The sequence below is a fragment of the Psychrobacillus insolitus genome (assembly GCF_003254155.1).
GTDB lineage: Bacteria > Bacillota > Bacilli > Bacillales_A > Planococcaceae > Psychrobacillus > Psychrobacillus insolitus.
This window is the reverse complement of the sequence record NZ_QKZI01000002.1, coordinates 228,084-241,971: the sequence shown is the minus strand read 5'-3', so window position 1 is coordinate 241,971 and position 13,888 is coordinate 228,084. Positions and strand designations below refer to the sequence as shown.

Here is a 13,888-nt window from a genome sequence, read left to right as displayed (position 1 = left end):
TGGCTATTCAAAAACTTTATGAAAAGAGGAATCCTTATGAGCCAATTTTCAACATTAGATAATTATTTTACAGAGAAAAGAGAAGAACATTTAGATGAACTTAAACAGTTCCTCCGCATTCCAAGTATCTCATCATTGTCCGAGCATAAAGAAGATATGCAAAAAGGTGCCAACTGGCTTGCCGAATCATTGACAAAAGCTGGACTAGAAAATGTTTTAGTAGATAAAACAAAAGGTCATCCAGTTGTATATGCGGATTGGTTACACGCGGAAGGTAAACCAACTATGCTAGTATATGGTCATTATGATGTCCAACCTGTTGATCCATTAAACCTGTGGGAGTCCGAACCTTTTGAACCACAAGTTCGCGATAACAAATTATATGCTCGTGGTGCAAGCGATGATAAAGGGCAAGTATTTATGCATGTGAAAGCCATCGAAGCACTTCTCCAAACAGAAGGAACTCTTCCAGTTAATGTGAAGTTTTTAATCGAAGGTGAAGAAGAAGTTGGTAGTCCTAATTTAGAAGAATATTTACAAGAACACAAAGAAAAACTTGCAGCTGATGTGATTGTCATTTCGGACACTGGTATGCAAGGCCCAGATCAACCAGCAGTATGCTATGGTCTTCGTGGACTTTGCGGTTTACAAATCGACGTTAAAGGCGCTAAGGGTGACTTACATTCTGGACTATACGGCGGTGGAGTACAAAACTCTATCCATGCACTTGTTTCTATTTTAGATTCATTCCGTGATGCTGAAGGTACCATTCTAATAGAAGGTTTCTATGAAAATGTCCGCCCTCTTCTTGAAGAAGAAAGACAAGCATATGTTGCGCTTGATTTCGATGAAGAAGAATTGAAAAAAGAAGTTGGAGTAGAAGAACTTTTTGGTGAAAAAGGCTACAGTCATTTAGAACGTGTCTGGACTCGTCCTACACTTGAATTAAACGGTATTTTCGGTGGTTTCTCTGGTGAAGGGATTAAAACAGTCTTACCAAGTGAAGCTTCGGCAAAAATTACTTGTCGTTTAGTTCCTGACCAAGAACCAGATGAAATTGTTGCAAAACTAAAAGCACATATCGAAAAAAACAAACCAACTGGTATCACTGTAACTGTAACTGAATTTGATAAAGGGAAACCTTTCATCACACCATTTGATCACCCTGCGATTCAAGCTGCTGGGCGTAGTTATGAAAAAGTCTATAATGTGCCAACAGCTTACACTCGTGGTGGTGGATCTATCCCAATCGTAGCTGCATTTGATGAGATTTTTGAAATTCCAGTTGTATTAATGGGCTTTGGATTGTCTTCTGAGAACTTCCATGCACCTAATGAACACTTTCATTTAGAAAACTTCGACCAAGGACTTCGAGTTATCGGGGACTATTTCTATGAACTAGCTCAAATTTCAAAAGAAGACCTTAAAAAATAAAAGTCACCGCAGGGACATTTTCCTGCGGTGACTTTTTAATTATTTCTTATAGATTTCTATAATCTATTTCTTTGGTTTATCTGCAAGAGATGGAAGTCCATCTAAATAACCAACATTTCCGGGCCCTTGAGAACCAGCCATAAGATAAGTGAATCCATTTAAATCATCAATTGCTTGGATACCAGTAACTTCACCACCATTTGGAGCAGAAATAATACGGGAAAGTTTCTTTGTATCCACATTATAAGACCAACCGTAATTATTGTGGTGCATTTTACCGTCCTCAGCAATAAATAATGTTCTCATCTTTTCAGAGTAAGCAATATTGTCCGGGCTAGCTATTTTCTCAGGATTTGCAGTATTTCCCGCAGCATCTTTAGAAGCAAGATCTTCTCCAAATACTAGACCTGTCATTTCATTTGCCACATAATCGCTGTCTATTTTCTCACCAGCACGATCTTTTTGACTATCCGTTAAACTCATTTCGTAAACGCCACCAGCTTTTACCTTAGAAACTTGAATATCATCAACAGGGTCATTAGAATTAGCTTCCATTCCACCGCTAATATTCGACATTGTCATATACATTTTGTTATCCGCTACATTCATTTCAACTGTTTCCATCTTGTTAAATTCAGAAGTTGCTCCTTGGAGTGCACCATAACGACGTGATTCTAAAAATGCAGCAGCTTTTTCCATGCCTGGCTTCACCTTTAACCATTCATCTCTTCCAGCCGTTTTAACTCGCTCGAATCCGTTTTTCTCTCCAAATTCAGCATTCTCAGCTGTTTCAAATATGTCACTGAATGTTAAGTTTTCAGCAAGGTTTTTAATTTCAGCATCAGTTGCATGTCCAAGTTTAATCCATTCTAAGTCAGCTGAACCACCATTTTGATCATTTTTTTGAATCCACTTTGCTGCATATAATGTTCCTGCCGATAAGTCTTTTTCTTTATCTGCAACATACATAAATGCCATCGTATAAGAACCATCATCGCCGTAGTAAACTGTGCGATTATCTGGTGCTACTTTTACATTTTCAAATGAAAGACGTCCCATACTGAAGTGTTTCACAGCTTTAGCTGTCCCGTTAGGATTAATCGATACCTCTGGAACATAACCATACATATATGGATTTCCAAGGATTTTATCGTCTTGATAGTAATTACGAGCAAATTGTGTAACAGAAGACTTTTCAGGATTCGCTTCATGGGCTTTTGTATCAGGTTCGTATTCTTCACTTCCTAAATGAGTATTCCATGGAGATAGACTTCCTGCACAAGGTGTCCAAATTCCTCCGTACGAGGAAAAATCAATTGGACTTATATCTGTAACAGTAAGTTCTCCTGTTTTCTTATTTTGTTCGACCGTATTTAAAAACATAGCTTCTGGCATGTTTCCGATAGAATTGCCAGGAAACGATTCATAATGATTTACCATATACAATTTCCCGCTTTTTCCATTCACACTTAGAAGAGTATTACTATCTGGTGCAGATGAGATAATAGGCTGTCCTTCAGCGTTTGTAATTATCTTGCCCGAAGCATCATAAGCTGCCCCTACGATTTTACCGTTTATGGTATCTCCAGGTTGAAGCAAGGATTTATATTCTAAAGGAATCGTCTTTTGATTACCATCATTATATGTTACTAATACTGATGCTTCACTATACATCTTTGATTTTTCTAAAACAGAATTAGGAGCCTCCATACCTATAAACTCAACTGATTTTACCGGAGCAGGTTTTAGTGGATCTGCAAATACATTGGTTGCAGATGGAAATATTATAGCTAGAGTGAATAACGGAATAAGAATTTTTCTTTTCTTCATCATTTCTACCTCCTAATTTTTTGTTATTCTTGTGATACATTCTTAATATAAAGTAAGATTGTTAATGAAGAATACAAAAAATGTTAATATAGTGTTAATTTTAAAATTTTATATTTTCATAGGTAAAATAGAACATGAAGAAGGTGACTTTTCGTTCAAAATCGAACAAAAAGTCACCTATTTAAATCATTCCATATTAACTAGTTCAGTTCAGATTCCAAGAATCTATGTAATTTTTATTTACTTTCACCAAATATCGTAATCAATTTATCCACACTTGTACGTTTTGCTGCTTTAGGCATTTCATCATAATAACCTAGTTGGAGCATGCTAATAATTCTTTCTCCGGATTGTACACCAAGTGCCTCACGGAATTTTGGATTATCTAAAAATCCTGGTGTTTTCCAACAAGATCCAATTCCTTTATCCCAAGCAAGCAATTGCACATTCTGAATTAGCATACTTGCTGCAGCGTAATCTTCTAAACGTTCTTTTTGACGAATATCTTCAGGAACGATTACAAACACATACCCACCCGGAGTCGTGAACTTTTTCATTTGTTTTTCTAAATCTTCTGCTGTTAGGTCTTTCCATTTTGGAATTGCGAACTCTTTTAGAACCTCATATAGATCGAAAAGTTCTTTGCCACATGCAACAACAAAACGCCATGGTTCTCTTAGTTGATGATTGGGAGCCCAAACTGCATCCTCCAAAATCGTTAATAATTCTTCTCTTTCAACAGGTTGCCCGTTATACGCCTTTATAGATCTTCTTTGAATGATCGCATCGCGAACAGATAATGATTGATTCGTCATATTTGAAAAAACTCCCTTTTTTATACATTAATGATTACTCCTATCATACCAATTTCCCTTTCATATGAACAGTCTTGATAATTAATAAAGAAATATTTCACTCATTGGTAAATGGTGTAAAATAAACGTAACGAATAAATATGTATCTTGTTTATTATAGTTAACAATTAAACTTTTTTATTTTTATTAAGTTTAAAACTAAACTGAGGTGTTAAAATGATATTTTTCTACTGGATATTTAGTTACCTATTAGGTAATCTCCTTACTGCTTGGTGGATTGGGAAGTGGAAAAAAATAGATTTACGCTCTATTCGGAGCGGGAATTTAGGTGCACGAAATGCTGGAGTTGTTTTAGGTAAAACAGCATTTCTCTTAACTTTTTTAGGTGATGCACTCAAAGGAATACTCATTATTTTTATCGGCTTTTATTTTAATTTCACTCCTTGGGCAGTTGCAATGGGTGGTTTACTAGTTATATTAGGACATATATATCCATTTTGGCTAAAATTTAAAGGAGGAAAAGGAATTGCTACATTTATAGGTGTTACACTTACCTTTAATCCTTTTCTTTTCGGAATTTTGGTTGCTTGTTTCATCCTACTAATCGCCTTATTAAGAAGCGCTACTGTAAGTATGGCTTTTGCTTTTTTGACATATACTTTGATTAGTGGCTTGTATTATGAATTCCATCATACCTGGCCTCTTTCATTGGCAGTCCTACTTATTCTCATTCGCCATCGCTTTGACTTGATCGAATCTTGGAATGCAATTTGGTGGAAGAAAAAATATTAGCTGTTATGTGGTATTTACCATAATAAGAATTTCATCGACTTGGAACGCAGGATGTACAATTTTTCCATCGTAATAGGATGACCGAAAACAGTAGAGGAGCTACATGACCGTGTCACGTATCTCCTCTACTGTTTTTCTCGTTTGTTCTATTATATGAGTTTGCTCCAAAGCGAACCGACAACGTCCATATAGAAATAGGGCGCTTTTACGGTTTTCTTATACAGATAAGAAAGTATATAAGATTTCTACATAATATCTGTCTAGCGTAAGCCGCCTTGCCTGCCTTACGCAGAAATAGGCGCTTCCGCTTTTCTTCATTAAAATTGGTCTTTCACATGAAAGAAAATATACCTTGTATTAGGTGTATGTGCATAGGAGTTCGTATAATCCCAAAATCGATTCCTACTATTATTCGTATGTGCATTTACATAAGGCATTCCGTTTTGTATACTCGTTACAATTGTAGAATGATCATATCTACCATCTCCTTGGAAATCATAAAAAATAAGATCTCCAGGAATCAGTTTAGTTGGAGTATCAACTTGGGTAGCTTGTAACCCAATAGTTGAGCCAGCTAAATACCATCTAAGTGAATGAGGAGTACTCCAACTAAAACTCCAGGTATTATTGCCTAACCACCAGCCTTTCTCTCTATTTGGCTTACCTCTCATGGGTGCACCACCCGCAAGCAAGCATTGTGAAATATAGTTGGTACAATCTACATCGAATATAGGAAAAGCTGGATTATTACTATTCCACCACTTTTCCGCATATGCTACTGCAGCGGCTCGATTATAGGTCGCCAATCCTCCACTCCCTTCTATTTATGTTTATATGTGTTAGCTTGGAATATATGCTAGTATTAAAAGATAATATGAAATTTTTACATAAATGACTTTTGTAGAAAGGAAGATTACTGTTGCCACAGCATGCAGAAAAAGAAATTACTGAACCTACTTTACTTTGTGATGAGAAAGGTAATTTAAATCCAAAAGCAATCGGATTTGCAAAGAAGCCGCTCATAGAAAGCAATTTAAAAGGTCACTATATGCGAAAGAAAAAGTGGAATTATTGGTGTGTATTTGGAGATGAAATTCTTTTTTCTGCAACAATTAGTCATTTAGATTATGCGGCTGTATGTTTTGTTTATTTCTTAAATTATGAAACACAGCGCTATGTAGAAAAAACAGTCACTATTCCTTTAGGAAACAAAGTTAAAATGCCAACTCATGTTTTAGAGAGTGTTCAAGTTCACTCCAAAGAGATGTCTATTCAACTTTTATATATGCAAAATGAAACACATATGACAATAACAATTCCAGATTTTGACGGCGAGCTATTACATGCTGACTTACATATATCACATCCTCCTGAAGATGACTCTTTAAATGTAGTAATTCCTTGGAACCGTACCCAGTTTCAATTCACAGCTAAGCATCACATCCTACCTACAAAGGGCTTTGTAAAGTTTGGCGAAGCCCGCTATGCTTTTCAAGATGAAGATAATTATGCTGTACTCGATTATGGGAGAGGCATTTGGCCAAGACAAGCTAATTGGAATTGGGGATTTGCATCTCAAAGAGTAGGAACGAGAAGAATTGGATTAAACTTTGGTGGTAAGTGGACAGATGGAACAGGGATGACAGAAAATGCTATTATCATTGATGGGAAACTTACCAAAATTCATGAGGATGTATTGTTCGACTATAATCCTACTAATTTCATGCTACCATGGCATGTTAAATCTAAATTTACCCATGAAGTAAATTTAACTTTCACTCCTTTCTTCCACCGTGTTGCAAAAACAGATATAAAACTTATCTCCTCTGAAGTAAATCAGATGATGGGATATTATAACGGCATAATCCGACTAGAGAATGGGCCAACACTGTACATTCGAGAAATGCTTGGCTGTATTGAAGAGCACAAAGCTAAATGGTAACAAAAGAAGGCTGCTTTCTAAGTGATATCTCCTTAGATGTAGCCTTTTTTATATCTATTTGTGTATTTTCTCTAGTTAGTTGGAAAGAATCATTTTCTTCACTTCTTTGTTTCTTTCCTTAAATAGTTCATTATGAGAAGAAACCATTGCTACTCCACTTGCATCTGGTTGAATAAATTGTTTTGCTTTGTTTACCGCGTTTGCTGCATCCACAAAAGTTCCAGCTATGAGATGCAGTTTTCCCGGATGCGCGAGTATGTCTCCTGCTGCAAAAATACCTTGAACAGAAGATTCACTTGAGCTTGATCCAGCTACATAAAAATCATCTATCAATGCAATATCCACAGCACTATTTTTCAATAGCTCCGCATCTCTTTCAAATCCATGATTAATCACAACTTCATCAATAGGTAAGAAGGATACTTCCCCAGTTTTATGATTCGATAGCGCTACACGCTCAATCATATCATGGCTTTCACTAGCAATTAGTTTCGAAATAGATGTATTGAAAAAACATGTAACTGTGCTTTCTAACAATTGACTTACTTGCGCTTCATGTCCATTCAACGCTTCTTTTCGATATGTTACGTATACTTTTTTGGCAATCGGTTCTAGTTCATTTGCCCAATCAATTGCTGCATTTCCTCCACCAGATATCACAACTGTTTTCCCCTTAAAACGTTGAATTGATTTCACCGTGTAATTTAAATTACCTACTTCAAACCTTTCAGCACCTTCAATATCCAATTTTAGTGGGTTTAATATTCCCCCACCTACCGCTAAAATAATTGTTTTGGAAAAATGCATTTGACCAGAAGTCGTTTCCATACAAAAAATACCTTGACGGTCTCTCGTTATAGACTCCACCTTCTCATTTAATACCACTTCAGGGTCAAATGTGAGACCTTGCTGCACTAATTTCCCGATTAGATGCTCACCAGAAATTGGCGTTTGTCCACCTACGTCCCAAATCATTTTTTCTGGATAGACATGGATTTTTCCACCTAAATGGGGTTGGAATTCAATGATTTTCGTCTTCATTTCTCTCAATCCACTATAAAATGCTGAATACAGCCCTGCTGGGCCGCCCCCAATAATCGTCACATCGAATATATTTGTCATCTTCTCAGGTCTCCTATAAAAATAATATGTTGACATTAATCTTTTAATTCAATATAGTAACACTTATGATAATGATAATCGTTATCATTTATTTATGCAACCATTAGTTTGGAGGTTTTAGAATGGTACGCCTTTACACAGATGACTTGTCCATTGGATATGGCGAGCGAACGATCATTAAAGAACTGTCCGTGCAAATACCAGACCAAAAGATTACAACAATAATCGGTTCAAACGGATGTGGGAAATCTACACTTCTTAAGGCTATAACTAGAGTGATTCCCTATCAATCTGGTGCCGTAGTATTAGATGGAAAAATTGTGGCTAAGGAAAATACGAAACTACTCGCAAAAAAGATGGCTATCTTACCTCAGGCACCTGAAAATGCAAGTGGTCTGACAGTAGGTGAGCTTGTATCGTATGGTCGCTTTCCCTATCAAACTGGTTTTGGTCGACTATCGACAAAGGACTATGAAGTGATCGACTGGGCTCTAAAAGTAACAGGTACTAGTGAGTTCAAATATCTCCCTGTAGATTCTCTATCTGGTGGACAGCGTCAGCGTGTTTGGATTGCGATGGCCCTTGCCCAAGAGACAGAAATAATATTTTTAGATGAGCCAACGACGTATTTAGATATGGCACATCAATTAGAAGTACTCGAGCTTCTCCAAAAACTCAATCGAGAAGAAAAAAGAACAATTGTGATGGTACTGCATGATCTCAATCAAGCAGCACGCTTTGCAGACTATATTATTGCTTTAAAATCAGGCAATGTTGTAAAAGCAGGAACGTGCGAAGAAGTTATTACTAAACAAGTATTGCGTGATGTGTTCCAAATTGATGCAGAAATCGGAATCGATCCACGTACGAAGAAACCTATGTGCACTACCTATAACTTATTAAGAGGAGAATAAAACAACATGAAAAAAATTCTATTCCCAGCATTGCTATTATTCGTATTAATCCTAGCTGCGTGTAATAACGAAACGTCCGAGGAAGAAACAAAAGAACCTGTCGCAACCGAAGAACCTACGACGATTACATATGAATCAGAAGAAGGTCCTATAAAAGTGCCCGCTAATCCACAACGTGTTGTTGTTGTATCAACTTATGCTGGTAACGTATTAGCACTTGATGTAAATCTAGTTGGTGTGGATGCTTGGTCAAAAAACAATCCACAATATGATAGCTATTTAGCGGATGTGGATGAAATTTCAGAAGAAAATTTAGAGAAAATTATTGAACTAGATCCAGATTTAATTATTGGACTTTCTACTGCACAAAACTTAGATAAACTAAAAGAAATTGCACCAACCGTTACATTCACTTATGGAAAATTAGATTATTTAACACAACATATCGAAATCGGGAAATTATTAAATAAAGAAAAAGAAGCACAATCGTGGGTTGATGACTTTAAAGTACGTGCTGAAGTTGCTGGAGAAGAAATTAAAGCTGAAATCGGTGAAGATGCTACTGTTTCAGTTATTGAGAATTTTGACAAACAATTATATGTATTTGGAGATAACTGGGGTCGTGGAACAGAAATACTTTATCAAGCTATGGGATTAAATATGCCCAAGAAAGTATCAGAAATGGCATTAGAAGCTGGTTATTACGCATTATCTTTAGAAGTACTCCCTGAATATGCAGGAGACTATGTGATTTTTAGTAAAGTATCAGATCAAGATAATTCATTCCAAGAAACAGATGTATATAAAAATATTCCAGCTGTTCAAAATGGACAAGTATTTAAAGCAAATGCAGAAGAGTTTTATTTTAATGATCCCATTTCATTAGATTACCAGCTTGAATTCTTCAAAGACAAATTTTTAAACAGTAAGTAATGAGAAGGACTTCGATTTTATGAAACCATCTAAGAATATGAGTTTGACGTTCATCATTGGAATCATGTTACTTATTATTATGTTCTGCATTGCGATGGCCTTTGGTGCTGCTGAGACTTCGATTCGCGATGTATGGCAAGCTTTATTTACGAATAAATCGAGCGATCAGATAAATATTTTACAAGAAATCCGCTTCCCCCGAGAGGTGGCTGCGATGGTAGTGGGTGCCGCCCTTGCTGTTTCAGGTGCAATCATGCAAGGGATTACTAGAAATCCACTTGCAGACCCTGGCTTACTGGGGTTAACTTCTGGAGCAAATGCTGCGCTAGCCATTACCATTGCACTCCTCCCCGGCGTGGGTTATTTGGGAATTACAATCGCTTGTTTTATTGGAGCTGCTGTTGGGGCAATAATGGTATTTGGTATTGGAGCTATGAAAAAAGGCGGTTTTTCCCCCCTTCGCATCGTGTTAGCTGGGGCTGCTGTTTCAGCTTTTTTATACGCAATTGCAGATGGAGTCGGAATTTACTTTAAGATTTCGAAGAATGTTTCTATGTGGACAGCTGGTGGTATCATTGGAACGACATGGAATCAACTAGCCATTATCATACCTTTTATAGCCATTGGGAGTGTTGTTGCTCTTTTATTCTCTAGACAATTAACTATATTAAGTTTAAATGAAGAAGTTGCGGTTGGACTAGGACAAAAAACCATTCAAGTAAAAACGATTTTATTTATTGTTGTCATTTTACTTGCAGGTGCAGCTGTAGCACTTGTTGGAAACATGGCTTTTGTAGGTCTAATGGTACCTCATATGGTACGAGCAATTGTCGGAACTGATTATCGATTCATTATTCCTATGTCTATGATTGTCGGTGCAATTTTAATGTTGTTTGCCGATACTGTTGGTCGTACGATTAATATTCCATGGGAAACTCCTGTTGCTGCTATTATTGCCGTTATGGGTCTACCCTTCTTCCTTATTATCGTTCGTAAAGGAGGAACATTCCGATGATTCCACAAGAGCTAATCAAAAAACAGCGGATTGTCATGCTTGTTTTAATAATACTTGTAGGCATTACTGCTGTTATCAGTGCCGGTATTGGGTTCTCTACTTTATCTTTCGAACGCCTATTACCGACTTTGTTTGGTTATGGCACTTTTAAAGAAGAGTTTGTATTATTTTCAATTCGTTTACCACGTATCATTATTACGTTTCTTGCGGGAATGGCACTTGCTTTATCGGGGGTTATATTGCAAGGAATTACTCGAAATGATTTAGCTGATCCAGGAATTATCGGGATTAACTCTGGTGCTGGAGTAGCTATTGCACTCTTTTTCTTATTTTCTCCAATTGATCCTGGTTCTTTTGTTTATATGCTACCGATCGTTGCATTTTCAGGTGCACTTCTTACTGCTTTGCTCATTTATTTGTTGTCTTATGATCGAAAAGTTGGATTGCAACCAGTACGCTTAGTTCTTGTTGGGATTGGGTTTTCAATGGCTTTATCGGGATTGATGATTCTCCTGATTTCATCAGCGGAACGTGAAAAAGTAGATTTTATCTCTAAATGGTTAGCAGGAAACATTTGGGGAGCAGATTGGCCGTTTATACTGGCTCTTCTACCTTGGTTGGTTATTCTTATCCCGTTTACTCTGTATAAAGCGAACAAGTTAAATCTTTTAGGACTTAGTGAGCCTGTAGCAATTGGTGTTGGTGTTGCGATTGAAAAAGAACGCATTATCCTTTTATTAACCGCTGTTGCATTAGCTGCATCTGCAGTTTCCGTTACAGGTGGTATTGCATTTATTGGTTTAATGGCTCCTCATATTGCCAAGTCACTAGTCGGACCTAGACATCAATTATTTATACCGGTAGCATTATTAATCGGAGGATGGTTACTACTTTTTGCAGATTCAGTTGGTCGAAATGTCATTGAGCCTAATGGGATTCCTGCAGGAGTGATGGTCGCCCTAATTGGTGCACCATACTTTATGTATTTACTAATGAAGAAATAAAAAATGGACTGCGGTTTATTGCAGTCCATTTCTTATTTCTTCAAATAATTGTACATCTTTTTAGGGAAATCAGTAAAAATAGCATGCACTCCAATTTCTTTTAGCACATCTGCATATTGTTCGTCATTCACCGTGAACACGCGAACTTGTTTTCCACTTGCCACAGCTTCCTTCCCCATTGGACGAAGAACAGTAGGGAAAAATGCATGTAGTGCATCTGCTCCAACTATTTCCGCATACTCATGAGGTGCAATCATCACTTCCATGAACAAAATAGCTGTTTCGATATGAGGTGCGAGCTTCTTTACTTGTTGAACCATTTCATGATTAAAAGAAGAAATCACTACTCGATCCTCTAATCTGTATTCCCCTAACATTTGAATTACCTTTTGTTCCATTCCTTCATAAGGAAATACATCTGATTTCAATTCAATATTGATGTGATGATGTGTATCTTTAAAAATATATAAAACTTCTCGTAATGTAGGGATTTTTTCCCCTTTAAAATCTGCAGTAAACCATTCGCCAAAGTCATATTCTTTTAGTTCCTTTAGTGTCATATCCTTAACAAAACCTTGACCATTTGATGTGCGATTTATAGATTCATCATGAACAACTACTAGCTCTTCATCCTTCGTCATATGGACATCAAATTCGACTCCGTGTATTTGGAGAGATGCAGCTTCTTTAAATGCAGCCACTGTATTTTCTGGATGTGTCCCCGAAGAGCCTCTATGTGCATATATTTTCATACGTTAGACCTCCGTTCATTTTTATTAAAAATACCCTATTTTAAATGATAAAACACCACCTCCAAAACAAAGAGGCGGTGTACGATTAACTACTCCCGAGGAGCAAGTGGGATGTATTTATACTTAGGTGGGCGAGCTTTTTTCAGAATGATCCATTGTAAACTCGTTTGAACTTGTTTACTTATAGAAGTGATATATAATGTATTCAACCATTTATTCGAAACTTTCATCGTTACATTGCGTTCGTTTAAACCCAATAAAATCGCTCCTTTTCGATTGAATGTTTGTACACCATTCATCCTATAGTAAGTTTATGAAGGGGATAGGATAATTATGTTGAGAGTTTGTAAAAGATTTGTCCTCCCTTTTTCTATATGAATCCAGGTAATAAGTACAGTGTAGGTATTACCATTACTATCCTATACATTATAAGCAACAAAAAGCCATGAACACTTGGCTCATGGCTTTTCAATTTCATCTATGCTTGGTATAAAATTTCGTATGATTAATCAATTCAAATCCTACCTTTTCATATAAAGACAGGGCCCTATCATTATCCGTTTCCACATCTAAATAAACATGAGCTTTTCCTAAGTCAAACGCTTCTTTTTTAGTCCAGTTTAGAATAGTAGTTGCAACACCTTGTCCTCTTGCTGTCTCATGAACTGCAAGACCTGTGACCCAAAGCTTGTCAGACTCTTCTATAATAGAAACTGTACCAACAATTTTGCCTTCTAATTTTGCAATCATTAATCTTCGGTTAGGTGTAGCTGTAGTAAATGCTATCATTTCTTTTGCTTCATCCTCTGAGTCTCCGAAAGCATTTACTAACACCGTAACAACCTCTGACTCTTCTGTACTAAAAAGTAATATTTCTACATCATTTAAAACGAAATTTACATTTGCATCCGCTACCATTGTACGTTCAGAAAAGTCATGGAAATATCCATTTTTTCGCAATAAATGTTGACCAGCTTTTCCTTCCTCGAATACTAAAGCCAAATCGTATACAGCCCCACGAATTTCTAACTCATGATTTAGCTCCATTAATAATCGCTGCCCAATTCCCTGTCTGCGAACTGATGGTGAAACAAACGCACTCCACTCATAATCTCCCGTCGCCATTCGGTCACTAGCTGTTAAAACCCCGACTAATTTATCCTTTTCATCATCATAAACTAGTACACAAAATCCTTTTAAAAAAGAATCCATTAATCCATCTATACTTAATAGAGACGTATAATTTTCTTTAGCTTCTTCCAGTAATCCCTTTATTTCATCCAATGTTTCCGTATCTATTGGTATCGAAACAGTCATAAATGATAATTGCATAAT

The 13,888-nt window shown here is 36.7% G+C and carries 14 protein-coding genes; 7 read left to right on the top strand and 7 right to left on the bottom strand.

Translation table 11 applies throughout. The features are described 5' to 3' along the window. The first annotated feature begins 36 nt into the window (after positions 1–36). A complete protein-coding gene (locus C7437_RS08420) occupies positions 37–1,434 on the top strand; it encodes a dipeptidase (RefSeq protein ID WP_111439231.1) in 1,398 nt (465 codons plus the stop codon). Positions 1,435–1,497: 63 nt separating this feature from the next. Here the strand turns inward: C7437_RS08420 and C7437_RS08415 are convergent, their stop codons facing one another. Both C7437_RS08415 and C7437_RS08410 read right to left on the bottom strand, forming a co-directional pair. Next, positions 1,498–3,264, bottom strand: coding sequence for a PhoX family protein (locus C7437_RS08415; protein ID WP_111439230.1), 1,767 nt, complete (start codon positions 3,262–3,264; stop codon positions 1,498–1,500). 236 nt (positions 3,265–3,500) lie between these two features. Then, positions 3,501–4,079 carry a nitroreductase family protein gene (locus C7437_RS08410; protein WP_111439229.1) on the bottom strand — a complete coding sequence of 193 codons (579 nt, stop codon included), beginning with the start codon at positions 4,077–4,079 and terminating at the stop codon, positions 3,501–3,503. 216 nt (positions 4,080–4,295) lie between these two features. Here C7437_RS08410 and C7437_RS08405 point away from each other — a divergent pair, with 216 nt between their 5' ends. Beyond that, the gene (locus C7437_RS08405; RefSeq protein WP_245909249.1) at positions 4,296–4,871 is read left to right on the top strand and encodes a glycerol-3-phosphate acyltransferase; all 576 of its coding nucleotides are present in this window, start codon (positions 4,296–4,298) and stop codon (positions 4,869–4,871) included. Positions 4,872–5,188: 317 nt separating this feature from the next. Here the strand turns inward: C7437_RS08405 and C7437_RS08400 are convergent, their stop codons facing one another. Further along, on the bottom strand, positions 5,189–5,677 hold the full coding sequence (locus tag C7437_RS08400; RefSeq protein ID WP_111439228.1) for an amidase domain-containing protein: 489 nt from the start codon (positions 5,675–5,677) through the stop codon (positions 5,189–5,191). A 113-nt stretch (positions 5,678–5,790) separates the two neighbouring features. Here C7437_RS08400 and C7437_RS08395 point away from each other — a divergent pair, with 113 nt between their 5' ends. Beyond that, entirely contained in the window at positions 5,791–6,813 is a 1,023-nt protein-coding gene (locus C7437_RS08395; RefSeq protein ID WP_111439227.1) for a DUF2804 domain-containing protein, read from the top strand. Positions 6,814–6,888: 75 nt separating this feature from the next. Here C7437_RS08395 and C7437_RS08390 read toward each other — a convergent pair whose 3' ends face one another. Beyond that, positions 6,889–7,935, bottom strand: coding sequence for an NAD(P)/FAD-dependent oxidoreductase (locus C7437_RS08390; protein ID WP_111439226.1), 1,047 nt, complete (start codon positions 7,933–7,935; stop codon positions 6,889–6,891). 122 nt (positions 7,936–8,057) lie between these two features. On the opposite strand from C7437_RS08390, the gene C7437_RS08385 reads away from it, so the two are divergent. Genes C7437_RS08385 through C7437_RS08370 form a run of 4 tightly spaced genes read left to right on the top strand, consistent with a single transcriptional unit; the run spans position 8,058 to position 11,801 of the window. Next, a complete protein-coding gene (locus C7437_RS08385; RefSeq protein WP_111439225.1) occupies positions 8,058–8,849 on the top strand; it encodes an ABC transporter ATP-binding protein in 792 nt (263 codons plus the stop codon). A gap of 6 nt (positions 8,850–8,855) precedes the next feature. Continuing rightward, entirely contained in the window at positions 8,856–9,782 is a 927-nt protein-coding gene (locus C7437_RS08380) for an iron-hydroxamate ABC transporter substrate-binding protein (RefSeq protein ID WP_111439224.1), read from the top strand. A gap of 19 nt (positions 9,783–9,801) precedes the next feature. Further along, positions 9,802–10,797: a FecCD family ABC transporter permease gene (locus tag C7437_RS08375; RefSeq protein WP_111439223.1), complete on the top strand. Its 996-nt coding sequence runs from the start codon at positions 9,802–9,804 to the stop codon at positions 10,795–10,797. Next, complete coding sequence (locus C7437_RS08370; RefSeq protein WP_111439222.1) at positions 10,794–11,801, top strand: FecCD family ABC transporter permease; 1,008 nt, start codon at positions 10,794–10,796, stop codon at positions 11,799–11,801. The genes C7437_RS08375 and C7437_RS08370 overlap by 4 nt, the downstream gene beginning before the upstream one ends. A 32-nt stretch (positions 11,802–11,833) precedes the next feature. Here C7437_RS08370 and C7437_RS08365 read toward each other — a convergent pair whose 3' ends face one another. The 3 genes from C7437_RS08365 to C7437_RS08360 all read right to left on the bottom strand — a co-directional run bounded on the left by C7437_RS08365 (position 11,834) and on the right by C7437_RS08360 (position 13,885). Next, a complete protein-coding gene (locus tag C7437_RS08365) occupies positions 11,834–12,553 on the bottom strand; it encodes a glycerophosphodiester phosphodiesterase (RefSeq protein ID WP_111439221.1) in 720 nt (239 codons plus the stop codon). Between the two features lie 89 nt (positions 12,554–12,642). Further along, on the bottom strand, positions 12,643–12,810 hold the full coding sequence (locus C7437_RS16955) for a hypothetical protein (protein ID WP_170122345.1): 168 nt from the start codon (positions 12,808–12,810) through the stop codon (positions 12,643–12,645). A gap of 217 nt (positions 12,811–13,027) precedes the next feature. Continuing rightward, entirely contained in the window at positions 13,028–13,885 is an 858-nt protein-coding gene (locus C7437_RS08360; protein ID WP_111439220.1) for a GNAT family N-acetyltransferase, read from the bottom strand. Between the last annotated feature and the right edge of the window lie 3 nt (positions 13,886–13,888).